Annotated in this window: 18 protein-coding genes; 11 read left to right on the top strand and 7 right to left on the bottom strand. The window is 71.3% G+C overall.

Annotated elements, in window-relative coordinates:
* Positions 1-55 precede the first annotated feature (55 nt).
* Positions 56-1,306: an SAV2148 family HEPN domain-containing protein gene (locus ABH925_RS21545; protein ID WP_370150380.1), complete on the bottom strand. Its 1,251-nt coding sequence runs from the start codon at positions 1,304-1,306 to the stop codon at positions 56-58.
* 335 nt (positions 1,307-1,641) lie between these two features.
* Between ABH925_RS21545 and glgX the strand changes: the two genes are divergently transcribed.
* The 3 genes from glgX to treZ all read left to right on the top strand — a co-directional run bounded on the left by glgX (position 1,642) and on the right by treZ (position 8,321).
* The gene (gene glgX / locus ABH925_RS21540) at positions 1,642-3,813 is read left to right on the top strand and encodes a glycogen debranching protein GlgX (RefSeq protein ID WP_370150377.1); all 2,172 of its coding nucleotides are present in this window, start codon (positions 1,642-1,644) and stop codon (positions 3,811-3,813) included.
* Positions 3,814-3,976: 163 nt separating this feature from the next.
* Positions 3,977-6,487 (top strand): malto-oligosyltrehalose synthase, encoded by a 2,511-nt coding sequence (treY, locus tag ABH925_RS21535; RefSeq protein ID WP_370150374.1) that lies wholly within the window; start codon positions 3,977-3,979, stop codon positions 6,485-6,487.
* Between the two features lie 94 nt (positions 6,488-6,581).
* A complete protein-coding gene (gene treZ, locus ABH925_RS21530; protein WP_370150371.1) occupies positions 6,582-8,321 on the top strand; it encodes a malto-oligosyltrehalose trehalohydrolase in 1,740 nt (579 codons plus the stop codon).
* Between the two features lie 83 nt (positions 8,322-8,404).
* Here the strand turns inward: treZ and ABH925_RS21525 are convergent, their stop codons facing one another.
* The 3 genes from ABH925_RS21525 to rpsA form a co-directional block, all read right to left on the bottom strand.
* Positions 8,405-9,754 carry a nucleobase:cation symporter-2 family protein gene (locus tag ABH925_RS21525; RefSeq protein WP_370150249.1) on the bottom strand — a complete coding sequence of 450 codons (1,350 nt, stop codon included), beginning with the start codon at positions 9,752-9,754 and terminating at the stop codon, positions 8,405-8,407.
* Between the two features lie 279 nt (positions 9,755-10,033).
* Positions 10,034-10,633, bottom strand: coding sequence for a dephospho-CoA kinase (gene coaE, locus ABH925_RS21520; protein ID WP_370150247.1), 600 nt, complete (start codon positions 10,631-10,633; stop codon positions 10,034-10,036).
* A gap of 178 nt (positions 10,634-10,811) precedes the next feature.
* The gene (gene rpsA, locus ABH925_RS21515; RefSeq protein WP_370150245.1) at positions 10,812-12,329 is read right to left on the bottom strand and encodes a 30S ribosomal protein S1; all 1,518 of its coding nucleotides are present in this window, start codon (positions 12,327-12,329) and stop codon (positions 10,812-10,814) included.
* Between the two features lie 371 nt (positions 12,330-12,700).
* Between rpsA and ABH925_RS21510 the strand changes: the two genes are divergently transcribed.
* Positions 12,701-13,579 (top strand): class I SAM-dependent methyltransferase, encoded by an 879-nt coding sequence (locus ABH925_RS21510; RefSeq protein WP_370150244.1) that lies wholly within the window; start codon positions 12,701-12,703, stop codon positions 13,577-13,579.
* On the opposite strand, the gene ABH925_RS21505 is transcribed toward ABH925_RS21510, so the two are convergent.
* The 3 genes from ABH925_RS21505 to polA all read right to left on the bottom strand — a co-directional run bounded on the left by ABH925_RS21505 (position 13,460) and on the right by polA (position 17,535).
* The gene (locus tag ABH925_RS21505; protein ID WP_370150241.1) at positions 13,460-14,551 is read right to left on the bottom strand and encodes a DUF3068 domain-containing protein; all 1,092 of its coding nucleotides are present in this window, start codon (positions 14,549-14,551) and stop codon (positions 13,460-13,462) included. The two genes, ABH925_RS21510 and ABH925_RS21505, sit on opposite strands and share 120 nt — an antisense overlap.
* A gap of 12 nt (positions 14,552-14,563) precedes the next feature.
* Positions 14,564-14,698 (bottom strand): SPW_0924 family protein, encoded by a 135-nt coding sequence (locus ABH925_RS21500; RefSeq protein ID WP_370150240.1) that lies wholly within the window; start codon positions 14,696-14,698, stop codon positions 14,564-14,566.
* 161 nt (positions 14,699-14,859) lie between these two features.
* Positions 14,860-17,535, bottom strand: coding sequence for a DNA polymerase I (polA, locus tag ABH925_RS21495; protein ID WP_370150368.1), 2,676 nt, complete (start codon positions 17,533-17,535; stop codon positions 14,860-14,862).
* Between the two features lie 262 nt (positions 17,536-17,797).
* Here polA and ABH925_RS21490 point away from each other — a divergent pair, with 262 nt between their 5' ends.
* The 7 genes from ABH925_RS21490 to ABH925_RS21460 all read left to right on the top strand — a co-directional run bounded on the left by ABH925_RS21490 (position 17,798) and on the right by ABH925_RS21460 (position 24,987).
* Positions 17,798-18,265 (top strand): PaaI family thioesterase, encoded by a 468-nt coding sequence (locus ABH925_RS21490; protein WP_370150239.1) that lies wholly within the window; start codon positions 17,798-17,800, stop codon positions 18,263-18,265.
* Between the two features lie 146 nt (positions 18,266-18,411).
* Entirely contained in the window at positions 18,412-19,107 is a 696-nt protein-coding gene (locus ABH925_RS21485) for a hypothetical protein (RefSeq protein ID WP_370150237.1), read from the top strand.
* A gap of 245 nt (positions 19,108-19,352) precedes the next feature.
* Positions 19,353-20,597 carry a branched-chain amino acid ABC transporter substrate-binding protein gene (locus tag ABH925_RS21480; protein ID WP_370150235.1) on the top strand — a complete coding sequence of 415 codons (1,245 nt, stop codon included), beginning with the start codon at positions 19,353-19,355 and terminating at the stop codon, positions 20,595-20,597.
* 121 nt (positions 20,598-20,718) lie between these two features.
* Positions 20,719-21,648: a branched-chain amino acid ABC transporter permease gene (locus ABH925_RS21475; RefSeq protein WP_370150234.1), complete on the top strand. Its 930-nt coding sequence runs from the start codon at positions 20,719-20,721 to the stop codon at positions 21,646-21,648.
* On the top strand, positions 21,645-23,423 hold the full coding sequence (locus ABH925_RS21470; protein WP_370150232.1) for a branched-chain amino acid ABC transporter permease: 1,779 nt from the start codon (positions 21,645-21,647) through the stop codon (positions 23,421-23,423). The genes ABH925_RS21475 and ABH925_RS21470 overlap by 4 nt, the downstream gene beginning before the upstream one ends.
* A 5-nt stretch (positions 23,424-23,428) precedes the next feature.
* Positions 23,429-24,274 (top strand): ABC transporter ATP-binding protein, encoded by an 846-nt coding sequence (locus ABH925_RS21465; RefSeq protein WP_370150230.1) that lies wholly within the window; start codon positions 23,429-23,431, stop codon positions 24,272-24,274.
* Positions 24,271-24,987, top strand: a complete 717-nt coding sequence (locus ABH925_RS21460; RefSeq protein WP_370150228.1) for an ABC transporter ATP-binding protein — start codon at positions 24,271-24,273, stop codon at positions 24,985-24,987. The genes ABH925_RS21465 and ABH925_RS21460 overlap by 4 nt, the downstream gene beginning before the upstream one ends.
* Positions 24,988-25,056 lie beyond the last annotated feature (69 nt).

The following is a 25,056-nucleotide window of genomic DNA, read 5'->3' as shown; positions in this document are numbered from 1 at the left end:
CACGTGCCCGGCACCGGCGCGGGGCGTGCGGGCGGGGCGAACCGGCGACGGGACGTCAGGAGACGGGACGGGAGTCGGTCCAGACGCCCTCGAACTCCTCCTGGTACACCTGGAACAGGCCCGGTTCGGGGACGCGGCCGGAGACGATCGGTCCCGGGGTGCCGCCGCGCAGTACCAGGGCCGGGGACTCGATGCCGCGCGCCCGGCGCAGGTAGCTCTGCACCACGCCGAGGCCGTCCGGGCCGTCACCGTCGACCAGGTAGGCGGTGAAGCGGGGCATCTCGTCGTAGACCCGGATCTCGAACGATCCCGCGTCCCGCAGCCGGGCCCGCACCCGCCGCACATGCATGATGTTGGTCTCCACCGACTTGCCCAACTCGCCCCGGCCGATCCCCAGTTCCCGCTCGCGGCGGCGCAGCGCGCTGCTGGCCGGGTTGAGGAACAGCAGCCGGATCCGGCAGCCGGTGTCGGCCAGGGTGACCAGCCGGCGGCCGGTGAAGTTCTGGCAGAGCAGGCTCAGCGAGATGCCCACCGCGTCGACCCTGCGGGCGCCGGCCAGCAGGTCCTCGACCGGGAGGCCGCGCTGCAGCCGGACCCGGTCCGGGTGCACCCCGATCACGTCCGCGTAGCGGTCGCCGACCAGTTCCTCCACCACGTCCACCGGGGCGCGCAGCAGCCCGTCGTCCGCTCCCCCGTCGAGCAGCCGCAGCAGCCGCGCCGCCGAGCGCTCGGCCTGCGCCAGCACGTTCTCGGACAGCGCACGGTTGCGGGAGACGACGTGCCGGGCCACCTCCAGCTCGTCCAGGGCCAGCTCGACCTCCCTGCGGTCGCTCAGGAACGGCTCGAAGCAGGGCCAGTGCTGCACCATCAGTTCGCGCAGCTGCGGGAGTGTGAGGAAAACCACCAGGCTGTCGTCGTCCGGGTCGAGCAGATAGCCCTTGCGGCGGCTGACCTCGCGTACCGCGCCGGCCCGCTGCACCCACTCCTCGCCGGCCGGGCCCGCCGCAGCGATCACCCAGTCCTCGCCGTGCACCGGCTCGTAGACCGGGCGCAGCACCTCGGCGACGACCGAGCGCAGCCGCTGTTCGACCAGGTTGAGCCAGACGTACGCACGCCCGGCCCGGCGGACCCTGGTCCGAGCCTCGTCCCAGGCCGCCGCGGGCCAGGCGAGCGTGGGTTCGATCGATCCCGGCTGGTGCGGTACCGTGCGGCCCGATCCGCTGCGGACGACGGCGGTGGGGGCGTCTCCCCGCGCCGTGCCTCCTGCGGCACCCCCGTCGGGGACGACCATCCCGGACCTCACCATCCTCATGTGCCTCACGTGCGCACCCGTGTGGCTCGCCGACGACAACGTACCGCGCCGGAGGCCGCCGGGTAGGCCGTCCGGGTGACTCCGGACGATCAAGAATACGCCGACTGCCGCAGTCCGGCTCTCGGCCTCGGCCCGGTGCCGGTCCGTCACCAGGAGGTACTGGTACACCCGTTCGGGCGAAGAACCGGTGAAAGCACCATGGTTTCCCCCCGGCTGCGACACCATGCCAAGGGACATGGCAGGCCCTTCCCGTGGGCATAGGCCACGTGACGATTACCGTCCCTGGCGGGCAGGGCGCGGTGCGGTGCGAGCGGAAGTTGTTGACGACGATGCAGGTCTGGCCGGGACAGCCGTACCCCCTGGGCGCCACCTACGACGGCGCGGGGACCAACTTCGCGGTGTTCTCCGAGGTCGCCGAGCGCGTCGAGCTGTGCCTGCTCGGGGAGGACGGCTCGGAGACCTCGGTGGAGCTGCGCGAGACGGACGCCTTCGTCCGGCACGCCTACCTCCCGGGCGTCCAGCCGGGCCAGCGCTACGGCTTCCGGGTGCACGGCCCGTACGCGCCCGCCAGAGGCAACCGCTGCAACGGCGCCAAACTGCTGCTCGACCCCTACGCGAAGGCGATGAGCGGCACCATCGACTGGGACGAGTCCGTCTACGGCTACCACTTCGGCTCGCCGGAGCAGCGCAACGACCTGGACTCCGCCCCGCACACCATGGCCTCGGTGGTGGTCAACCCCTTCTTCGACTGGGGCAACGACCGCCCGCCGCGCACCGACTACCACCGCACGGTGATCTACGAGGCGCATGTGAAGGGCCTGACCTTCCTGCACCCCGGCATCCCCGAGGAGATCCGCGGGACCTACGCCGGAATAGCGCACCCGGCCGTGGTCGAGCACCTGGTGAAGCTGGGCGTCACCGCCATCGAGCTGATGCCGGTGCACCAGTTCGTGCACGACCACCGCCTGGTCGAGCTGGGCCTCGCCAACTACTGGGGCTACAACACCATCGGCTTCTTCGCGCCGCACGGCGCGTACTCCTCGCTGGGCGACCGGGGCCAGCAGGTGCAGGAGTTCAAGTCGATGGTGAAGGCGCTGCACGCGGCCGGCATCGAGGTGATCCTCGACGTGGTCTACAACCACACCGCCGAGGGCAACCACCTGGGCCCCACGCTGGCGTTCCGGGGGCTGGACAACTCCGCCTACTACCGCCTCGCGGCCGACCGCCGCTACTACGAGGACACCACCGGCACCGGCAACAGCCTGCTGATGCGCCATCCGCACGTGCTCCAGCTGATCATGGACTCGCTGCGCTACTGGGTCACCGAGATGCACGTGGACGGCTTCCGCTTCGACCTCGCGGCGACCCTGGCCCGCCAGTTCCACGAGGTGGACCGGCTGTCCTCGTTCTTCGACCTGGTCCAGCAGGACCCGGTGGTCTCCCAGGCCAAGCTGATCGCCGAGCCCTGGGACGTCGGCGAGGGCGGCTACCAGGTCGGCAACTTCCCGCCGCTGTGGACCGAGTGGAACGGCCAGTACCGCGACACGGTCCGCGACCTGTGGCGCGGCGACAACGCGGCGCTGGCCGAGTTCGGCTCACGGCTGACCGGCTCCTCCGACCTGTACCAGGACGACGGGCGCCGTCCCATCGCCTCCATCAACTTCGTCACCTGCCACGACGGTTTCACCCTGCGCGACCTGGTCTCGTACAACACCAAGCACAACGAGGCCAACCACGAGGGCAACCGGGACGGCGAGAGCTTCAACCGCTCCTGGAACTGCGGCGTCGAGGGCGACACCGACGATCCGGCGGTGCTCGCCCTGCGGGCCCGTCAGCAGCGCAACTTCATCGCGACGCTGATGCTCTCGCAGGGCGTGCCGATGCTCTCGCACGGCGACGAGTTCGGGCGCAGCCAGGGCGGCAACAACAACGCCTACTGCCAGGACAGCGAGATCTCCTGGGTGCAGTGGCCGTCCGCGGCGATCGGCCCGGTCCGGATGTCCAGCGAGGCCGACGAGGACACCCCGGAGGTCGAGGACCACACCGCCCAGCTGCTGGAGTTCACCCGGCACATGGTCTGGCTGCGCCGGGACCACCCGGTGTTCCGGCGGCGCCGGTTCTTCCACGGCCGCCCGGTCTCCGGCACCCACGACGACCTCACCGACATCGCCTGGTTCACCCCGGGCGGCGAGGAGATGACCGACCGGGACTGGAGCGCGTCCTTCGCCAAGTCGCTCACGGTCTTCCTCAACGGCTACGCCATCTCCGAGCCGGACCGGCGCGGCGGCCGGATCACCGACGACTCCTTCCTACTGCTGTTCAACGCTGGGGCGACCGGGATGGACTTCACCGTCCCGATCAACCACGGCCGCGAGTGGCAGGTGATCGTGGACACCGCGATGCCCTGGGTGATCCCGCCGGGCACCGGCGCCAAGGTCCGGGCCGGCGACGGGCTGCACCTGGCGGACCGCTCGATGATGGTGCTGCAGCGCCCGGCCTGATTCCCGCCCCGGACCGGCCGCGGGTGGCGCATCTGTACGCGCTGCGGTCGTGCGATCCGCCGGATCGGGGTAAGCGTGGTGCATGACCGCAGCGCAGGTGCACGAATCACAGGCCGCTGAACCACAGGTCGCCGAGCCACAGGCCGAGGACCCGGGAGTGCACATGCCGGCGGCGAGCTACCGGCTGCAGCTCCAGCCCGGCTTCGGATTCGCCGAGGCCGGGCTGGCCGTGCCCTACCTGGCCCGGCTGGGGGTGACCCGGCTGCACCTCTCCCCCGTACTGGAGGCCGTGCCCGGCTCCACCCACGGCTACGACGTGGTCGAGCACAGCAGGATCAGCGCCCAGCTCGGCGGCGAGGACGGACTGCGCGCGCTGGCCGCCCTGGCCCGGGCGCACGGTCTCGGGCTGATCGTGGACACCGTGCCCAACCACATGGCCGCACCGGTCCCCGCGCACCTGAACCACGCCTGGTTCTCCCTGCTGCGGGACGGACCGCAGTCCCGCTACGCCGCCTGGTTCGACGTGGACTGGGAGGCACAGGACGGACGCATCCTGCTCCCGGTGCTGGGCGACCGGCTCGGCGCCGAGCTGGACCGGTTCAAGGCCGACAGGTGGCACGGGCAGCCGGTGCTGCGCTACTACGACCAGGTGTTCCCGCTGCGCCCCGGCACCGAGGGCCTGCCGACCGCCGAACTGCTGGACCGTCAGCACTACCGGCTGGCCTGGTGGCGGCTGGCCCGGACCGAACTCAACTACCGGCGCTTCTTCACCGTCGCCGAGCTGGTCGCGGTCCGGGTCGAGAACCCCGAGGTGTTCCAGGCCACGCACGGCACCCTGCTGCGGCTGCGCGCAGAGGGCCTGATCGACGGCTTCCGGATCGACCACCCGGACGGGCTGGCCGACCCGCGCGGCTATCTCCGGCGGCTGCGGCACGCCACCGACGGGGCCCCGGTGGTGGTCGAGAAGATCCTCACCGGGGACGAGCGGCTGCCGCCGGACTGGCCGTGCGCGGGCACCACCGGCTACGACGCGCTGCGCCGCGTCGACGGTGTGCTCACCGACGCGGCGGGCCTGCCCGCGCTCACCGCCGGGTACGCCGCCTACTGCGACGGCGGCGCGTCCGGCAATGCCGGCAACAGCCCTGGCATCGAGGTGGAGAGCGCCACCGCGGCGGCCCGGCGTGGACGCCAGGAGATGACCGCACCCACCGGAGAACTCGCCGCCGAGGTGAACCGGCTGGTGCGGGTCGCCATCGCGGCCGGACGCGAGGACCCGGCGCTGCGCGACCACCCGCCCTGGGCGCTGCGCCAGGCCGTCGCGGACACCCTCGCCGCCTACCACCTCTACCGCCCCTACCCGGTCCCCGGCGAGCCCGACAACCCCGCCGACATCGAGCGGATCACCGCCGCGGCCGCCGACGCCCGCACCCTGCTGGAACCCGCCCACGCCGCCGGCGCCGACCTGGTGCGGGACCTGGCGCTGGGACGGTACGGGCGCGGCCCGGCCAGGGACGAGTTCCGGATCCGCTTCGCGCAGACTGCGTCGGCCGTGGCCGCCAAGGGGGTCGAGGACACCGCGTTCTACCGCCGCTACCCGCTGCTCTCGCTGAACGAGGTCGGCGGCGACCCGGGCCACGCCGGGGTGACCGTCGCCGAGTTCCACGCCTACTGCGTCCGGATGCGGCGCGACTGGCCCGGCACCATGACCGCGCTGTCCACCCACGACACCAAGCGCAGCGCCGACGCCCGGGCCCGGCTGGCCGTCCTCGCCGAGGCCCCCGAGGAGTGGCACGCGGAGCTCGCCGCCTGGACCGAGCTGGCCCCCGCCGCGCGGGAACACCCGCACGCCGCCTACCTGCTGTGGCAGACCGCCGTGGCGGCCTGGCCGATCGACGCGGACCGGCTGGCCGCCACCGCGCTGAAGTCGGTCCGCGAGGCCAAGCTGCGCACCACCTGGACCGAGCCCGACGCCGGGTACGAGCAGGCCGTCGAACAGCTGGCCAGGGCGATCCCCGGGACCCCGGCGCTGGCCGCCCGGATCGGGGCGTTCGTCGCGCGGCTGGACCCGCACGCCCGGGTCAACACCCTCTCCGCCGCCCTGCTGCACCTGACCATGCCCGGCAACCCCGACCTCTACCAGGGCAGCGAGGAGCCGCTGCGGACCCTGGTCGACCCGGACAACCGCCGCCCGGTCGACCTGGACGGCCTGTCCGCGCGCCTGGCCGCGCTGGACGCCGGCGACCCGGTGGACGGCCTCGCCGCCGAGAAGCTGAAACTCACGGCGACCGTGCTCCGGCTGCGCCGGAAGCGCCCGGACGCCTTCGCCGACGGGTACACCCCCGTCTCCACCGCCGACCACCCCGCACCCGACCACCCTGCCGCCGAGCCTCCAGCCCCTGACCACCCTGCCGCCGACCACCCTGCCGCCGACCGCCCTGCCGCTGACCACCTGGTCGCCTTCCTGCGCGGCACCGAGGTGCTGGCCGCCGCGACCCGACTCCCGTACGGTCTGCGAAGGGACGGCGGCTGGGGCGACGCCGCGCTGCCGCTGCCACCCGGCCGCTGGACCGACGTCCTGACCGGCCGGCCCGCGCCCGCCGACCGGGCCCCGCTGGCCGCTCTGCTCGCCGAACTCCCCGTCGCCCTCCTCGTCCGCGACCCCCAGGAGCCCTGACGTGCCCTCCCGCAGCACCGGTACCCACGCCGTCACCAGCACCGACACCGACCGCGATCAGGACGGCGACCACGGGCCGCAGCACCGGTTCGAGCTGTGGGCCCCGGTGGCCCACCGGGTGCTGCTGGAACTGGACGGCGCCGCCCACCCCATGCGCCGCGACCCGGACCGCCCGGGCTGGTGGCTCGCCGACGCGCCCGCCGACCCGGACCGCAGCCGCTACGGCTTCCGCCTGGACGACGACCCGCAACTGCTCCCCGACCCTCGCTCGGCACGCCAGCCGGACGGGCCGGACGGCCCGTCGCAGCTGGTCGACCACCGGGCCTTCCGCTGGTCGGACACCCCCTGGCAGGGCCGGTCCCTGCCCGGCAGCGTCCTGTACGAGCTGCACATCGGCACCTTCACCCCCGAGGGGACCTTCGACGCCGCGGCCGCCCGGCTGGACCACCTGGTGGACCTCGGCGTCGACCTGGTGGAGCTGCTGCCGGTCTGCCCCTTCCCCGGCAGCCACGGCTGGGGCTACGACGGTGTCTCGCTCTGGGCGGTGCACGAGCCCTACGGCGGCCCGGAGGGGCTCAAGCGCTTCGTCGACGCCGCCCACCGCCGGGGCCTGGGCGTGGTGCTGGACGTAGTGCACAACCACCTCGGGCCCTCCGGCAACTACCTGCCGCGCTTCGGGCCCTACTTCACCGACCGTCACCACACGCCCTGGGGTTCGGCGGTGAACCTGGACGCCCCCGGCTCCGACGAAGTGCGCGACTACCTGGTCGGCAGCGCCCTGTCCTGGCTGCGGGACTACCGCGTCGACGGGCTGCGGCTGGACGCCGTGCACGCCCTGGTCGACACCAGGGCCGTGCACTTCCTGGAGCAGCTGTCCGCCGCCGTGGAGTCGCTGGCCGCCGGCACCGGCCGACCGCTGTTCCTGATCGGCGAGTCGGACCTCAACGACCCGCGCGTGATCACCCCGCGCGAGGCCGGCGGCCTGGGCCTGGACGCCCAGTGGAGCGACGACCTGCACCACTGCCTGCACGCCGCACTCACCGGCGAGGACCAGGCCTACTACGGCGACTTCGCCGTCCGGCCGCTGACCGGCCTGGCCCGGACGCTGACCCGGGGCTGGTACCACGACGGCCGCTGGTGCTCGTTCCGGGGCCGCACCCACGGCCGCCCGCTGGACCGTCAGCGCACCCCGGCCCACCGGCTGCTGGGCTACCTGCAGACCCACGACCAGGTCGGCAACCGCGCCACCGGCGACCGGATCTCGGCCGGCCTCGACCCCCGGCTGCTCGCGGCCGGGGCGGCGCTGGTGCTGACCGGACCGTTCACCCCGATGCTCTTCATGGGCGAGGAGTGGGGCGCGCACACCCCCTGGCAGTTCTTCACCGACCATCAGGACCCCGCCCTCGCCGAGGCGGTCCGCACCGGCCGACGCCGCGAGTTCGCCGGCCACGGCTGGGCCCCGGACGACGTCCCCGACCCGCAGGCGTTGTCCACCTTCCTCGGCTCCAAACTCGACTGGACCGAGCCGCACCGCAAGCCGCACGCGGACCTGCTCGCCTGGTACCGCACCCTGCTGGCGCTGCGCCGCGCCCACCCGGCCTTCACCGACCCCCGCCTCGCGGCGGTCCACGCCGAGGCGGACGAGGAGCAGCGCTGGCTGGTGCTGCACCGGGGCGGCCACCGCACCGCGGTGAACCTCGGCGACGAACCCCGGCTGGTCCCGCTGGGAGCGCCCGCGCGCGCGACGCTGGCCGCGTTCCCGGCCACGGTGGGCGCGCCGGACGGCGCGTCCCTGCTGCTGCCGCCTCGCTCCACCTGGATCGGCCGCACCTGAGCAGGCGCGGCCGATCCAGCGGTGTGAGTCCGCAGGCGTGAGTCCGGGGGGGGTGAGTCCCGGGGGGGGTGAGTGCCGTGCGGTCAGTGCACCGGCGTGGGCAGTTCCTCCACGAGCGGCGCCGCCGTCGGCGCGCCGGGCTGCCGCCGTCCGGGCAGGTGGTGGAAGAAGAGGTTCAGCGCGATGGCGACCAGACAGCCCGCGCTGATGCCTGAGCCCATCACCGTCTGCACCACCTGCGGGAAGTGCGACCAGAAGCCGGGGGCGGCGATCGGCAGCAGCCCGAAGCCCAGCGCCACCGCAACGATCAGCAGGTTGTCGCTGTCGTCGAGCCGCGCCCGGGTCAGCGTTCTGATCCCGCTGGCGGCGACCGTGCCGAACAGCGCGAACCCGGCGCCGCCGAGCACCGGCTGCGGCACGATCGCGATGATCGCGCCCGCGATCGGGAACAGGCCCAGCAGGATCAGGATGCCGCCGCCGACCGCGACCACGTAGCGGCTGCGCACTCTGGTCAGCGCGATCAGCCCGATGTTCTGCGCGAACGCGGTCACCGCGAGGCCGTTCAGCAGGGCGGCGACGACCGTGGCCGCGCCGTCCGCGCGCAGACCGGCGGCGATGGTGTCCTCGGTCACCGGCATCTCCACGACCTCGCCCAACGCCAGCATGTCGGCGGTGCTCTCGGTCATCGACACCACCATCACGATCAGCATGGAGATGATCGCACCGGCCTGGAACTCGGGTGCGCCGAAGTGGAACGGCGAGGGCACCGCGAAGACCGGGGTGCTGTTCAGCGCGGAGGCGTCGAACAGACCGAACGGGACCGCCAGCAGGGTGCCGATGACCAGCCCCAGCAGGATCGCGATGCTGCGGAGGAAGCCGGTCAGGAAGCGGTTCAGCAGCAGCACCACGAGCAGGGTCACCGCGCCCAGGACGATCCGGTGGACCGAGGCGAAGTCCTTGGCGGTCGGGTCGCTGCCGGTGATCCAGCCGAACGCGACCGGGAACAGCGAGAGCCCGATCAGGCTGATCACGGTGCCGCTGACCACCGGCGGGAAGAAGCGTCCGAGCTTGCCGAAGAACGGTGCGGCCAGGACGGTCACCGCCCCGGCGATCAGGATGGAGCCGTAGATCACCGGCAGGGCGTGCCCGTGCGCGGTGTTCTCGGCGATCGACAGCATCGGCGCCACCGCCGCGAAGGTCGTCCCGTTGACGAAGGGCATCCGGGAGCCGACCTTCCAGACCCCCAGGGTCTGCAGCAGGGTGGCCAGTCCCGAGGTGAGCAGCGCGGCGCCGATCAGCACCGTCATCTCGGCGGTGGACAGCCCCACGGCGGCACCGACGATCAGCGGCGGCGCGACGACGCCCGCGTACATCGCGGCGATGTGCTGCAGCCCGTAGGCGACGAGGCGGGGAGCGGGCAGTAGCTCGTCCACCGGGTGGACTGTGGATGTGGCGGGTGCGTCAGGTGCGTCCGGGCATGCGGAATCCACGCTGGTGCCTCCAGAGGTGCGGTGCGTTCACCGAAGGGGGGATGCGGAGCTGACCTGGGGCAGGGGACGGCCTGCGGGCAGGACGAGGCGGCGACCTTGTTCGACGGAGTTTCCGCTATTCGAAAACTACTTTTCGCTTGCAGGAAACGTAGATCCACACAACCGCACCGTCAACAGACTGTTGAGGAATTTGTGGCTTCCTACAGCACGGTCGGAGCCCGCTCAGGACGCCGCGCGCCGCCGCAGTTCCTGCCAGAGCGCCGCCACCTGCGGCTCCAGCCGGTCCAGCGGCCCGTCGTTGTCGATCACCAGATCCGCCACTGCCAGCCGGTCCTCGCGGGACGCCTGGGCCGCCATCCGGGCGCGCGCCTCGTCCTCCGGCATCCCCCGGAGCGTCACCAGCCGCCGCAGCCGGGTCTCCTCGGCGGCGTCGACCACCACCACCAGGTCGTACAGCGCCGCCAGCCCGTTCTCGGCCAGCAGCGGGACGTCGTGCAGCACCACGTCGCCCGGCCCGGCGCCCGCCTCCAGCTCGGCGGAGCGCCGGCCCACCAGCGGGTGCACGATGGCGTTCAGCGCGGCCAGCCGGTCCGGGTCGGCGAACACGATCCGGCCCAGCGCGGGCCGGTCCAGCGCCCCGTCCGGCAGCAGCACCCCGTCGCCGAACTCGGCCACCACCGCCGCCAGCCCCGCCGTCCCGGGGGCCACCACCTCCCGGGCGATCAGGTCGGCGTCCACGACCACCGCCCCGTACGAGGCCAGCAACGCCGAGACCGCACTCTTCCCGGCCCCGATCCCACCCGTAAGTCCCACCTTCACCATGCCCCGCAGCCTACCCACAGCCAGAAACCCCCTCAGGGGCGCGAGGAACTGCGCGACCGACCATCAACGCTCCCGCAGCCTCGGCACCACAGCACCCCGCTCCCCCTGGAGCAACGCAAAAAAGGACCCCCACCCCGAAGGGTGGAGGTCCTTTCAGCTACAGCTCAGCGCCAAGCGTTCAGCTCTGGCCGCCCGCAAGCTTCTCGCGCAGCGCGGCGAGGGCCTCGTCGGTCGCCAGGGCGCCCGAGGTCTCGTCGCTGCTCGAGGAGTACGAGCCACCGGACAGAGCGGCACCGGCACCGGCGGAGGCACCGGCCTCGGGGGCCGCACCCTCGCCCGCCGCAGCGGCCTCGGCGTCGGCCTCGCGGCTCTTGATGACCTGGGCCTGGTGCTGCTCGAAGCGGGTCTGCGCCTCGGCGTACTGGCGCTCCCACTCCTCACGCTGCTTCTCGAAGCCGGGCAGCCAGTCGTTCGCCTCGGGGTCGAAGCCCTCCGGGTAGATGTAGTTGCCCGCATCGTCGTAGGAGGCAGCCATGCCGTACAGGGTCGGGTCGAACTCGACCGACGCCGGGTCGGCACCGAGGGACTCGTTGGCCTGCTTCAGCGAGAGGCTGATGCGACGACGCTCGAGGTCGATGTCGATGACCTTGACGAAGATCTCGTCGCCGACCTGGACGACCTGCTCCGGGATCTCCACGTGGCGCTCGGCCAGCTCGGAGATGTGGACCAGACCCTCGATCCCCTCGTCCACGCGGACGAACGCACCGAACGGAACCAGCTTGGTGACCTTACCCGGGACGACCTGACCGATCTGGTGGGTCCGGGCGAACTGCTGCCACGGGTCCTCCTGGGTCGCCTTCAGCGACAGGGAGACGCGCTCGCGGTCCATGTCCACGTCGAGAACCTCGACGGTGACCTCCTGGCCGACCTCGACAACCTCGGAGGGGTGGTCGATGTGCTTCCAGGACAGCTCGGAGACGTGCACCAGGCCGTCGACGCCACCCAGGTCCACGAAGGCACCGAAGTTGACGATGGAGGAGACGACGCCGGAGCGCACCTGACCCTTCTGCAGGGTGGTGAGGAAGGTCTGGCGGACCTCGCTCTGGGTCTGCTCCAGCCAGGCACGGCGGGACAGGACCACGTTGTTGCGGTTCTTGTCCAGCTCGATGATCTTGGCCTCGAGCTCCTTGCCCACGTAGGGCTGGAGGTCGCGGACACGACGCATCTCGACCAGCGAGGCCGGCAGGAAGCCACGGAGGCCGATGTCGAGGATGAGACCACCCTTGACGACCTCGATGACGGTACCGGTGACGATGCCGTCCTCTTCCTTGATCTTCTCGATCGTGCCCCAGGCGCGCTCGTACTGAGCACGCTTCTTGGACAGGATGAGACGACCCTCCTTGTCCTCCTTCTGGAGAACCAGGGCCTCGATGCTGTCGCCAACGGCGACGACGTCGTGCGGGTCGACGTCGTGCTTGATGGACAGCTCGCGGGACGGGATGACGCCCTCGGTCTTGTAACCGATGTCGAGGAGAACCTCGTCACGGTCGACCTTCACGATGATGCCGTCGACGATGTCGCCATCGTTGAAGTACTTGATGGTCTCGTCGATCGCCGCGAGGAAGGCCTCTGCGTCGCCGATGTCGTTGACCGCCACCTGCGGGGTGGTACGGGCCTCGGTGCTGCTGGTCGTCATTAGGAAAAGGGCTCCGGTACGGACATGAAGTCGTAGGTACTACTACGCCGGGGACCCGTTATCGCTCCACCAAGGACCAGACAGGGCTGAGCCGGTGTATCGCAACTCCCATACCTCTACGGGAACCCGATACCCCGGGCTGTGACTGTGGGGTCTTCAACAGATGCGAGCGCGACCTGCTCCGTCCGAGGCGCGCAGGCCCGCAGCGCAACTTGTAGCATACGGGGACAGCCATGCACGGTCAATGCGAGATACCACAGGACGGGAAAGCCCCTCACAAACCGGAATGAACCGGTCAGCACAGCACTCGCGTGGCGACCCTTCCGGCGACGCACCAGACGCTACGGGGGCAAGGCTACGCTACCTCCGAGATGACCCAGTACACCGATACCCCCTCAGACGATGCTCCGGACCTCGACGACGGCCTCGACGGCTACGAGGACGACGAGTCCGAGGCCGTGCGCCGCAGCGCCGGGACCGCCGAGAGCAGCCACGCCAACCGCCACTGGTGGGACCGCAACGCCGACGAGTACCAGGACGAACACGGCGGCTTTCTCGGCGACGCCCGCTTCACCTGGTGCCCCGAGGGCCTGGACGAGGAGCAGGCCCGACTCCTGGGCGACCGCTCCCGACTGGCCGGACGCACCGTACTGGAGATCGGCGCCGGCGCCGCCCAGTGCTCGCGCTGGCTGGCCGCGCAGGGCGCCCGCCCGGTGGCGCTGGACCTGTCGCACCGTCAGCTGCAGCACTCGCTGCGGATCGACCAGCAGCTCGGGCTGCCGCCGGTCCCGCTGGTGCAGGCCGACGCCACCGTGCTCCCCTTCGCCGACGGCTGCTTCGACCTGGCCTGCTCGGCCTACGGCGCGGTGCCGTTCGCGGCGGACACCGCCCTGCTGATGCGCGAGGTGCACCGGGTGCTGCGACCGGGCGGGCGCTGGGTGTTCTCGGTGACCCACCCGGTCCGCTGGGCCTTCCCGGACGAGCCGGGGCCGGAGGGCCTGACGGCCACCGCCTCGTACTTCGACCGCACCCCCTACGTGGAGCAGGACGATCAGGGCCGCGCCGTCTACGTCGAGCACCACCGGACCCTGGGCGACCGGGTGCGCGAGCTGACCACCGCCGGGTTCCGGCTAGTCGACCTCGTCGAGCCCGAGTGGCCGGAGGACCTGACCGCCGAGTGGGGCGGCTGGAGCCCGCTGCGGGGGCGGCACCTTCCGGGCACCGCGATCTTCGTCACCGTCCGGACCTGACCCACCGTCCGGGGCCGACCCGGCGCGGGCCGGGCGCCGCCGGGCCTCCAGCAGGAACGCCCCGGCGAGCAGCAGCAGCCCGGTGATCGGCATCCCCCAGGGCAGGTAGGTGTCGATCATCAGCACCAGGGTGCGCTGCTGTTTGACCAGCGAGGCGGCCGCGTCCAGGTAGTCCGGGCGGATCTTCACCTGACCGGCGAAGACGGTGACCGGGGCCATCCCGCTGGAGGCCGGGAAGCGCAGCTCCTCGTGGTGGTCCTCCTCGCCCCGCACCGGGGCGCCGGTGACCGGGTCCACCCAGAACTTGCGGACCGTGGTGTACCAGCGCTGGTAGCCCAGCGAGGCGATGGTGGCCGGGGTGATCCCGGCGACCCCGGCCGGCATGGTCTTGGGGAAGACCACCTTGGTCCACGGGATGGTCTGTTCGAAGTAGTAGACCTTCATCCCCCGGTAGACCTGGGTGCCCTTGTAGAGGATCGGCGCCGAGGCCCTGGTCTGCGGGTCGTAGTACTGGTAGTCGCGCGGCTGGGTGTCGAAGGGGAACTTGTACTCGATGCCGTCCCGGGCGACCGGGTCGCCGTCGACGCTCTCGCCACAGCAGTGCACCGGGGCCTGGGTGTGCGCGTCGAAGACGTACACCTCCGGGATCTCCGAGATCATCGTCCCGTTGGTGCCCTCGACGTAGGACAGGGCGTCCCAGACCACCACGTCCCTACCGGTGCGCTTCTTCTCCGCGGCGGCCGCGGCGGCGTCGCCGCGCAGGGTCTGCACGATGGTGACGGTCTGGTGCGGGACGCCCACCATCCGGCTGTAGTCGATCAGGGTGGCGTCCTTCGCCTGCAGCACCACGGCCTGGTACTGGTTGGCCGGCACCTTCACCACGCGCGGGTAGACGTACCAGTGCAGCAGCGGGCCGAGGGCGCCGAGGAACGCGGCGAGGGCGACCAGGACGAGGCTTGATCTCCGGTGCATCGCGGCCGCCCGTTACGGATGCGCCGGAGCGCTGGTCAGCAGTGGCTTGGCCGAGGTGGGACCGCCCTGCTGCGCCAACGGCACCAGCACCAGGGCCATCACCAGCGCCAGCGCCACCCCCGCGAGCGCGGCCAGCAGTGCACGCATCCGCCACCTCCCTCATTCGGCCGACCCGCACCGTAACCCCGGCCCGGCCAAATGAGAACAGGTTCTACTCGAATACCTCGCCAGGCATCGGCCCTCGACATGTATGGGGCCTCGCCGCACACCGGCCCCGCCGCGCACCGCGGCCCGCCCCGGAGCCCGGCTCAGTGCGCCGCGCCCTCCCAGTCGTGCCCGGAGCCGACCGAGACGTCGAGCGGGGCGCGCAGCGGGTAGGCGTCGGCCATCTCCCGGCGCACCAGCTCCTCCACCCGGGAGCGCTCACCCGGCGCGACCTCCAGCACGATCTCGTCGTGCACCTGGAGCAGCATCCGCGAGCTCAGCCCGGACCCGGACAGCGCCGCGTCCACCTTCAGCATCGCGATCTTGACGATGTCCGCGGCCGAGCCCTGGATCGGCGCGTTCAGCGCCATCCGCTCGGCCATCTCCCGGCGCTGCCGGTTGTCGCTGGTCAGGTCGGGCAGGTAGCGGCGACGGCCGAGCACCGTCTCGGTGTAGCCGGTGTGCCGGGCCTCCTCGACGACCCGGCGCAGGTAGTCGCGGACCCCGCCGAAGCGCTCGAAGTAGGTGTCCATCAGCCGCCGCGCCTCCGCGGCCTCGATACCGAGCTGCTGCGACAGGCCGAAGGCCGACAGCCCGTACGCCAGTCCGTAGGACATCGCCTTGATCTTGCGGCGCATCTCCGCGTCGACCCGGGCCGGCTCCACGCCGAAGACCTGCGAGCCGACGGTGGTGTGCAGATCCTCGCCACTGTCGAAGGCGGCCAGCAGGGCCTCGTCCTCGGACAGGTGCGCCATGATCCGCAGCTCGATCTGGCTGTAGTCGGCGGTCAGCAGCTCCTCGAAGCCCGCGCCGACCACGAACGCACGGCGGATCATCCGGCCCTCCTCGGTGCGCACCGGGATGTTCTGCAGGTTGGGATCGGTGGAGGACAGCCGGCCGGTGGCGGCCACCATCTGGTTGAAGGTGGTGTGGATCCGGCCGTCCGCGGCGACGGTCTTGATCAGGCCCTCGACCGTGCTGCGCAGCCGGGTCTGGTCACGGTGCCGCAGCAGGATCACCGGCAGCTCGTGCGTGGTCTGCGCGGCCAGCCAGGTCAGCGCGTCGGCGTCGGTGGTGAAGCCGGTCTTGATCTTCTTGGTCTTCGGCAGCTCCAGCTCACCGAAGAGGACCTCCTGCAGTTGCTTGGGCGACCCGAGGTTGAACTCGTGGCCGACCGAGTGGTGCGCCTCCTTGACGGCCTGCTGCACGGCGGCGCCGAACTGGATCTCCAGCTGGGTGAGCCAGTCCAGGTCGGCGGCGATCCCGGAGCGCTCCATCCGGGCGAGCAGCTCGGCGATCGGCAGCTCGACGTCCTGCATCAGGGTCAGTGCCTGGTCCTTGGCGAGCCGTTCGTCGAGCACCTCGGCCAGGTCGAGCACGGTGCGCGCCTGCACCATCAGGCCCTGCGCGGCGGCGGCCGCCTCGTCGTCGGCGTCCTCGCCGAAGGCCAGCTGGCCGCTGTCGGCGGCGGTGCTCGCGCCCAGCTGCCGGCCCAGGTACTCCTCGGCCAGCACGTCAAGACCGAAGGTGCGGCGGCCGGGCTTCTCCAGGTAGGCGCCCAGGGCGCTGTCCGAGACCACGCCGCGCACGGTCCAGCCGTGCTCGGCGAAGGCCCGCATCACCTGCTTGGCGATGTGCAGGGCCTTGGGCCGCCCGGCGTCGGCGAGCCAGCCGGCGAAGGCCTGCTCGTCGGCCTCGGCCAGCGCGGACGGATCCAGCCAGGCGGCCGGCCCGCCGGCCGCGGCCAGCGCGATCGCGGTCACCCGGCCCTCGCCCAGGGCCCAGGTGTAGTCGGCGGCCAGCCCGATCCGGGCCGCGCCGGCGGCGTGCTCGGCCAGCCAGGCCGCCGCCGCGCCCGCCTCGGTGAGCAGCTCGCCCTCGACCTCGACTCCGGGCCCGGCCGCCCCGGCCGCCACCGCCTCGCCCTCGGCCGCGCCCGGGTCGGCCGCGAACAGCCGGTCCCGCAGCGCCTGGTTGCGGAACTCCAGCGCGTCCAGCAGCACCAGGGCGGCCTCGCGGTCGTACGGCTTGCGGTCCAGATCCTGGACGCCGAGCGGCAGTTCGACGTCGCGGACCAGCTCGGTCAGCTCGCGGTTGAGCTTCACCGCGTCGAGCCCGGCCCGGAGCTTCTCGCCGATCTTGCCCTTGACCTCGTCGGCGTGCTCCACCAGCGCGGCGAAGGAGCCGTACTGGCCGATCCACTTGGCGGCGGTCTTCTCGCCGACGCCGGGGATGCCGGGCAGGTTGTCGGAGGGGTCGCCGCGCAGCGCCGCCAGGTCCGGGTACTGGGTGGGGGTGACGCCGTACTTCTCCTCCACCTTCTCCGGGGTGTAGCGGGTCATCTCGGAGACGCCCTTGGTCGGGTAGAGGACGGTGACGTCCTCGCTGACCAGCTGCAGCGCGTCCCGGTCGCCGGTGAGGATCAGCACCTCGAAGCCCTCGGCGGCGGCGCGGGTGGCCAGCGTGGCGATGATGTCGTCCGCCTCGAACTCGGCCAGCCGCAGGTGCGGCACCCGCATCGTGTCCAGCAGTTCGCTCACCAGCTCGACCTGGCCCCGGAACTCCGACGGCGAGGCCGAGCGGGTGGCCTTGTACTCGGGGTAGATCCCGGCCCTGAAGGTCTTCCGGGAGACGTCGAAGGCCACCGCGAAGTGCGTCGGGGCCTCGTCCCGCAGGATGTTGGCGAGCATCGACGCGAACCCGTAGACCGCGTTGGTGGGCTGGCCGGTGGAGGTGGCGAAGTTCTCCGCAGGGAAGGCGTAGAACGCGCGGTAGGCCATCGAGTGGCCGTCGAGCAGCAGCAGCCGGGGCCGCGCCGCGGCACCCTTCCCGCCCCTGCCCGGCGCAGCACCGCCCGCACCGGTACCCCCGGTACCGGAGCCCCTGCCTGAACTGCTCACCATCACTGCCACCGCTTCCCGCACTGGAGCTTCACTGCCGCTGGAAATCCTATGGCCCGCCACTGACAGCGCCGCCCACTGACACCGCGCGGCGGGGTCGTACGATCGCAAGGCAGCCCGATCACCGATCACCAGGAGCACCATGTCCGCCGAACCGCAGCCGGAGCCCGCCCTCCGCCTGAACGTCCCCCAGGACGTGATCGACCACTTCGCCAAGCTGGGCGTGGACGCCGCCACCTTCTCCGGGGGACACCTCGGCGAGCGGCTGGGCATCCGCCTGGTCGAGGCCTCCCCCGAGCGGGTCGTCGGCACCATGCCGGTCGAGGGCAACCAGCAGCCGTACGGGCTGCTGCACGGCGGTGCCTCGGCGGCGCTGGCGGAGACCCTCGGCTCGGTCGGCGCGATGCTGCACGCCGGTCCCGGCCGCTACGCGGTCGGCGTGGACCTCAACGCCACCCACCACCGCTCGGCGACCTCCGGCCTGGTGACCGGCGTGGCCACGGCCGTCTTCCGGGGCCGTACCGCCGCGACCTACGAGATCGCGATCACCGACGACCAGGGCCGCCGGATCACCAGCTGCCGGCTCACCTGCATGCTGCGCGACACCTGAGCAGCCTCCGGGCATCGGCCACCGAGCCGCCCCCGGCCCGGCGCGGACGTTTGACCCCTCCCCGCGCCGGGCATCGCCTGCCCCACGGAAGCCGCACGAGGCCGATGGCCCGGGGCTCGACGACGGTGATCGGAGACGGGGGGACGATGAGCGGCATCGGCCCGGTCGAGGAGCCCGCGCCCGGCGCCGGGGACGAACCGACGCTGCGCCCGACCGTGCTCAGCACCTCCGAAGTCCCGGCCTGGGAGCGCCGGTTGGGCGACTGGTGGCGCTCGTTGAGCCACCGTCGCCGGCGGGCCCTGCCACTGGGCGCGGCGGGTCTGCTCGGCGCCCTCGCCCTGCTGGCCGTGTTGGTCACCCCCGGTACGCGGCAGGGCGGTTCGGCCGGCCCGGCACCGGAGCCCTGGCCGGCCCAGATCACCAGGGTGGTCTACAGCGGGATCGGCACCAGCAGCGACCCCACCGGGCACCGTTTCACCGTGCTGGCGACCTTCTCCGACACCAGCTCAACAGCGGTGACGGTCACTCAGATCACGCAGCCCTACCGGGGCGTGGCACTCACCGTCACCCGGCCGCCGGGCCTGCCGTTCACCCTCCGCCCGGGCCGTCCGCTGGTGGTACCGCTGGCCGTGGACATCCGGGACTGCCGCTACACCCCGGTGGGCGACCGACTGCCCTTCCTGGATGTCACGATGAGTAACACGCGTGCAATCCAGCAGCAAAGTGAAATCCTGGGGGACGCATACGCCCGGGATCTGAGCCGGCTTATCACCGCCGCCTGCCGAGAAGACGGCACGGTTTCAGCCAGCCCTGCCGCTGCGGCCCCAACGCTCCCGCACTGACCAGCGCCATCGACGAACACGACAGGGTAATGCAGAACCGGCGGAAGATTTCACAAAGGTACGCGGCCGGCCACCGTCCGAGCCTCAAGTTTCGCTCAGGTCATAACAAGACCATCACATAAAGCTGCTTAGCTCTGCCTTAGGCGCTGATGGAGGCCTAAAGTCACGGCCAGTCACCGCGCCATCGGATCGACAGGTCGGGGCCTGCGCGCGGTTCGACCCTCGCCCAGAGGAAAGGACTGAACGTGCGAAACCGTTCGCTGCTCGTCATCACCACCCTTGCCGTGTCCAGCGCCCTCAGCCTGACGGCCTGCGGCTCCCGCGCCTCCACTTCGAGCTCCGGCAACAGCTCCAGTTCCGCAGCGGGCGCCACCACCGTCACCATCGGCGTCGACGCCCCGCTCACCGGGTCGCTCTCGGCCCTGGGTCTGGGCATCAAGAACTCGGTCGACCTGGCGATCAACACCGCCAACAAGACCAACGAGGTTCCCGGCGTCACCTTCAAGATCGAGGCGCTGGACGACAAGAAGTCGCCGCAGCAGGGCCAGCAGAACGCCACCCAGCTGGTCGGCGACAACAGCGTCGTCGGCGTGGTCGGCCCGCTCAACTCCGGTGTCGCCGTCTCCATGCAGCAGATCTTCAACAACGCCAACCTGGTCGAGGTCTCCCCGGCCAACACCAACCCCACCCTGACCCAGGGCCCGAACTGGCAGACCGGCACCAAGGTCCGTCCGTTCGCCTCGTACTTCCGCACCGCCACCACCGACGCCATCCAGGGCCCCTTCGCCGCCCAGTTCGCCTTCAGCACCCTGGGCAAGAAGAAGGTCTTCCTGGTCGACAACAAGCTGACCTACGGTGTCGGCCTGGTCTCCACCTTCAAGGACGAGTTCACCAAGCTCGGCGGCACCGTGGTCGGCCAGGACCACGTCACCAGCGGCGCCAACGACTTCTCCTCCACCGTCACCGCCATCAAGAACTCCGGCGCCGACTTCGTCTACTTCGGCGGTGAGTACCCGGACTCCGGCCCGCTCACCAAGCAGCTCAAGGCGGCCGGCGACAAGATCCCGCTGATCGGCGGCGACGGCATGTACGACCCGACCTACATCAAGCTGGCCCAGGGTGCGGCCGAGGGCGACTACGCGACCTCCGTCGGCGCCCCGGTGGAGACCCTGGACTCGGCCAAGAAGTTCATCGCCGACTACGCGGCCGGCGGCTACAGCGACCCCTACGCGGCCTACGGCGGCTACTCCTACGACAGCGCCTGGTCGATCATCGAGGCCGTCAAGGCCGTGGCCGCCGCCAACAGCGGCAAGCTGCCCGCGGACCCGCGCAAGGCCATCGAGACCGCCATGGCCCAGGTCAGCTTCAGCGGTGTGACCGGCACGGTCTCCTTCGACCAGTACGGCGACGCCACCAACAAGCAGCTCACCGTCTACGGCGTCAAGGGCGGCCAGTGGACCACCGTCAAGACCGGCACCTTCTCCGGCTGACATCAGCCTGAAAACCCCCGGAGCACGCCCACCGCGCGGGGGCACTGCGTCGCCAGTGCCCCCGCGCGGTTCCACAACCACCCCTGACGGCTCCCCGCCGCCATGACAACGGAGGCCTGCGGTGCACGAACTGCCGCAAAATCTAGCCAACGGCCTGCTACTCGGCGCAACCTACGGACTCATCGCCGTCGGCTACACCATGGTCTACGGCATCGTCCAGCTCATCAACTTCGCCCATGGCGAGATCTTCATGACCGGTGCCTTCGGCGCCCTGACCGTCTACCTCGGTCTCGGTGCCGGCACCTCGATGTGGATAGCACTGCCCCTGATGCTCATCGGCGGCATCTTCACGGCCACTGTCATCGCCGTCCTCGCTGAGCGATTCGCCTACCGGCCACTGCGCGGCGCACCACGTCTGGCCCCGTTGATCACAGCGATCGGGCTGTCCATCGCCCTGCAGCAGCTCGTCTGGGGCTTCTTCCCCGGCGCCAAGTCGCCGCGGATCTTCCCCTCCCTCCCCGGTGGACCGTTCCACCTGCTCTCGGTCACCTTCCAGTCCGCGGACATCTTCGTCGTGGTCGCGGCCGTGGCCTCGATGGTCTTCCTCGCCTACTTCGTGCAGCGCACCCGCACCGGGCGCGCGATGCAGGCCACCGCGCAGGACCCGGACACCGCCAAGCTGATGGGGATCAACACCGACCGGGTGATCGTGATCGCCTTCGCCCTGGGCGCGACCTTCGCCGCCGTGGCGGGTGTGGCCCACGGTCTGCGTTACGGCCAGGTCTCCTTCGACATGGGCTTCCTCGCCGGGCTCAAGGCGTTCACCGCCGCCGTCCTCGGCGGCATCGGCAACATCTACGGCGCCATGCTCGGCGGCATCGTCCTCGGCCTCGCCCAGTCGCTGGCCGCCTCCTACATCCAGAAGATCCCCGGCATGAGCCAGTTCGGCGGCGCCGCCTGGCAGGACGTCTGGGCCTTCGTCATCCTCATCCTCGTGCTCATGATCAGACCACAGGGTCTGCTGGGCGAGCGCGTCGCGGACAGGGCGTGACCACCATGACCGACACCCAGCCCACAGCAACCGCTGTGCCCCGCCCGGCCATTGCGATGCCGGTCACCGTGGCGCGGGGCCTCACCGCCGCAGGCGGTCTCCTCACCGCCGCCTCCGCGTTCCTGGCCTGGACCTACAGCTCCACCTTCCCCGGCGACCTCACCGTCAGCGGCTACCCCGGCGGCCTGCAGTGGATCACGCTGGTGGCCGGCGTGCTCGTGCTGCTGTTCGCCGTGGCCGGCTACCGGCTGCCGGGTCTGCGCTGGCTCGCCCCGGGCGGCGCCGACGGCCCCGCCGTCATCGTCGCCGTCGGCGCGCTGGCCACCACCTGGTACACCCTGATCTCCATCAGTGTGGAACTCGGCGGTCTGGCCAACCTCACCGGCGGCGGCTGGATCGCCGGCGTCGCCTCGGTGCTCGGCCTGGTCGGCGCACTCGGCCTCCCCCGCGACGGCAGGCAGTCCGACGACGCGGAGAACGTCGCCAAGCGCCTGATCGGCTACCCCGGCACGCGGCCCGACCTGCGCCCCGCGCCGGCCCTGCCCGTCGTCCTCGACCTGGTGGTCGTCACCCTGGTGCTGGCCCTCGGGCTCGGCGTCTTCACCTACGGCATCGACACCAGCTACGGCGAGCTGTTCATCGGCTTCCTGATCACCCTCGGCTTCGCCGCCTGGGCTCTGTCCCGCTCCGGGGCGTTCCAGCGCTTCTCCGAGATCGCCAACCGCCGACGGGTGTTCCTCGCGCTCGGGGCCTTCGTCGCGGCGGCGGTCTTCCCCTTCACCCAGAGCAGCGACGCCAACGCCACCATCGGCGTCAACATCCTCATCTTCGCCGGCACCGCCCTCGGGCTCAACGTCGTCGTCGGCCTCACCGGACTGCTCGACCTCGGCTACGTCGCCTTCCTCGGCGTCGGCGCCTACACGGCCGCCCTGGTCTCCGGAGCCGCGACCTCCTCCATCCATACCCAGTTCCCGTTCTGGGCGGCCGCCCTCACCGGCGCCGCCGTGGCCGGCATCTTCGGTGTCATCCTCGGCGCACCCACGCTCCGGGTCCGCGGCGACTACCTGGCCATCGTCACCCTGGGCTTCGGGGAGATCTTCCGCATCGTCGTCAACAACCTCGACGGCACCTCGGGGCCCAACGTCACCGGTGGCCCCAACGGCATCGCGAACATCCCGGACCTGAACCTCTTCGGCTTCAACCTCGGGGCGTCGCACACCATCGGCGGCATCACCCTCGGCCGGTTCGCCAACTACTTCGAACTGATGCTGCTGTTCATCGGCGTGATCGTGCTGGTCTTCAGCCGCTCCAGCAACTCCCGGATCGGCCGCGCCTGGGTGGCCATCCGCGAGGACGAGACCGCGGCCACCGCCATGGGCATCAACGCCTTCCGCTTCAAGCTGCTGGCCTTCGCCCTCGGCGCCACCCTGGCCGGCCTCGCCGGAACCGTCATGGCGCACGTGAACTTCAGTGTGGTGCCCGACCCGTTCGTCTTCGCCGGGCCGGTACCGCCCAACTCCGCCTTCCTGCTGGCCGCCGTCGTGATCGGCGGGATGGGCACCGTCCCCGGCCCGCTGGTCGGTGCCTCGCTGTTCTACCTGCTGCAGGCCAAGCTGGAGTTCCTGCAGAGCTACCAGCTGCTGATGTTCGGCATCGCGCTGATCCTGTTCATGCGCTTCCGCCCCGAGGGCATCATCGCCAGCCGGCGCAACCAGCTGGAGTTCCACGAGGCAGACGAGCCCGCCACACCCGAACTCAGCACGGCAGGGGCGTGACTCCCATGACCGACACCACCATCGCACCCGCCACCGACAACGCCCCCGCACCCGGCACCCCACTGCTCGAAGCCCGCGGCGTGATCATGCGCTTCGGCGGCCTCACCGCGGTCAACAACGTCGACCTCACGGTCAACACCGGTGAGATCATCGGACTCATCGGTCCCAATGGCGCGGGCAAGACCACCTTCTTCAACTGCCTCACCGGTCTGTACGTCCCGACCGAGGGCAGCGTCAGCTACAAGGGCGCCGTCCTGCCGCCCAAGCCGTTCAAGGTCACCCAGGCCGGCATGGCCCGCACCTTCCAGAACATCCGGCTGTTCCACAACATGACCGTCCTGGAGAACGTCCTGGTCGGCCGGCACACCCGGATGCGGCAGGGCATCATCGCCGCGATCGTGCGCGGTCCCGGCTACCACCGGCAGGAGGCCGAGGCCCGCGAGAAGGCCATGGAACTCCTGGAGTTCACCGGACTGGCGGCCAAGGCCCAGCACCTGGCCCGCAACCTCCCCTACGGCGAGCAGCGCAAGCTGGAGATCGCCCGCGCGCTCGCCAGCGAGCCCGGGCTGCTGCTGCTGGACGAGCCCACCGCCGGGATGAACCCGCAGGAGACCCGGGTCACCGAGGAACTGGTCTTCGCGATCCGGGACAAGGGCATCTCGGTCCTGGTCATCGAGCACGACATGCGCTTCATCTTCAACCTCTGCGACCGCGTCGCCGTCCTGGTCCAGGGTCAGAAACTGGTCGAGGGCACCAGCGACGTGGTCCAGGCCGACGAGCGCGTCGTCGCCGCGTACCTGGGCACCCCCTACGAGGAGACCCCCTCCCGCACCACCGAGGAGCAGCAGTGACCGCCCTTCTGGAGGTCGAGGACCTCCGCGTCGCCTACGGCAAGATCGAAGCGGTCAAGGGCATCTCCTTCACCGTCGAGGCCGGCCAGGTGGTCACCCTGATCGGCACCAACGGCGCCGGCAAGACCACCACCCTGCGTACCCTGTCCGGGCTGCTCAAGCCGGTCGGCGGCAGCATCCGCTTCGACGGGCAGCCGCTGGGCGCCGTCCCCGCGCACAAGATCGTGTCGCTGGGCCTGGCGCACTCCCCGGAAGGCCGGCACATCTTCCCGAGGATGACGATCGAGGAGAACCTGCTCCTCGGCGCCTTCCTGCGGAAGGACCAGGACGGCATCCAGGCGGACATCCAGCGTGCCTACGACCTGTTCCCGATCCTCGGGGAGCGCCGAAAGCAGGCCGCGGGCACCCTGTCCGGCGGTGAGCAGCAGATGCTCGCGATGGGCAGGGCGCTGATGTCGCGTCCGAAGCTGCTGATGCTGGACGAGCCGTCGATGGGGCTCTCGCCGATCATGATGCAGAAGATCATGGCGACCATCGTCGAGCTGCGCGAGCAGGGCACCACCATCCTGCTGGTCGAGCAGAACGCCCAGGCGGCGCTGTCGCTCGCGGACACCGGCCACGTCATGGAGGTCGGCCGGATCGTGCTGTCCGGGCCGGGCGCCGAGCTGCTCACCGACGAGTCGGTCCGCAAGGCCTACCTCGGCGAGGACTGACCGGGAGGACCAGGCGCGAGGACTGACGCCACGTCGGACGTGCGGAGGGGCGGGAGCTGGTCGGCTCCC

The organism is Streptacidiphilus sp. EB129, assembly GCF_041262645.1.
In the GTDB taxonomy this organism is placed as follows: Bacteria; Actinomycetota; Actinomycetes; order Streptomycetales; family Streptomycetaceae; genus Streptacidiphilus.
This window is presented reverse-complemented; position numbering and strand designations above follow the sequence as displayed.

Excerpts from the sequence above, each read along its gene's own strand:
- ABH925_RS21545 (WP_370150380.1), bottom strand. The coding sequence starts at position 1,306 with ATGGTGAGGTCCGGGATGGTCGTCCCCGACGGGGGTGCCGCAGGAGGC.
- glgX (WP_370150377.1), top strand. The coding sequence starts at position 1,642 with ATGCAGGTCTGGCCGGGACAGCCGTACCCCCTGGGCGCCACCTACGAC.
- treY (WP_370150374.1), top strand. The coding sequence starts at position 3,977 with ATGCCGGCGGCGAGCTACCGGCTGCAGCTCCAGCCCGGCTTCGGATTC.
- coaE (WP_370150247.1), bottom strand. The coding sequence starts at position 10,633 with ATGGTGAAGGTGGGACTTACGGGTGGGATCGGGGCCGGGAAGAGTGCG.
- rpsA (WP_370150245.1), bottom strand. The coding sequence starts at position 12,329 with ATGACGACCAGCAGCACCGAGGCCCGTACCACCCCGCAGGTGGCGGTC.
- ABH925_RS21510 (WP_370150244.1), top strand. The coding sequence starts at position 12,701 with ATGACCCAGTACACCGATACCCCCTCAGACGATGCTCCGGACCTCGAC.
- ABH925_RS21505 (WP_370150241.1), bottom strand. The coding sequence starts at position 14,551 with ATGCACCGGAGATCAAGCCTCGTCCTGGTCGCCCTCGCCGCGTTCCTC.
- ABH925_RS21500 (WP_370150240.1), bottom strand. The coding sequence starts at position 14,698 with ATGCGTGCACTGCTGGCCGCGCTCGCGGGGGTGGCGCTGGCGCTGGTG.
- polA (WP_370150368.1), bottom strand. The coding sequence starts at position 17,535 with ATGGCCTACCGCGCGTTCTACGCCTTCCCTGCGGAGAACTTCGCCACC.
- ABH925_RS21490 (WP_370150239.1), top strand. The coding sequence starts at position 17,798 with ATGTCCGCCGAACCGCAGCCGGAGCCCGCCCTCCGCCTGAACGTCCCC.
- ABH925_RS21485 (WP_370150237.1), top strand. The coding sequence starts at position 18,412 with ATGAGCGGCATCGGCCCGGTCGAGGAGCCCGCGCCCGGCGCCGGGGAC.
- ABH925_RS21465 (WP_370150230.1), top strand. The coding sequence starts at position 23,429 with ATGACCGACACCACCATCGCACCCGCCACCGACAACGCCCCCGCACCC.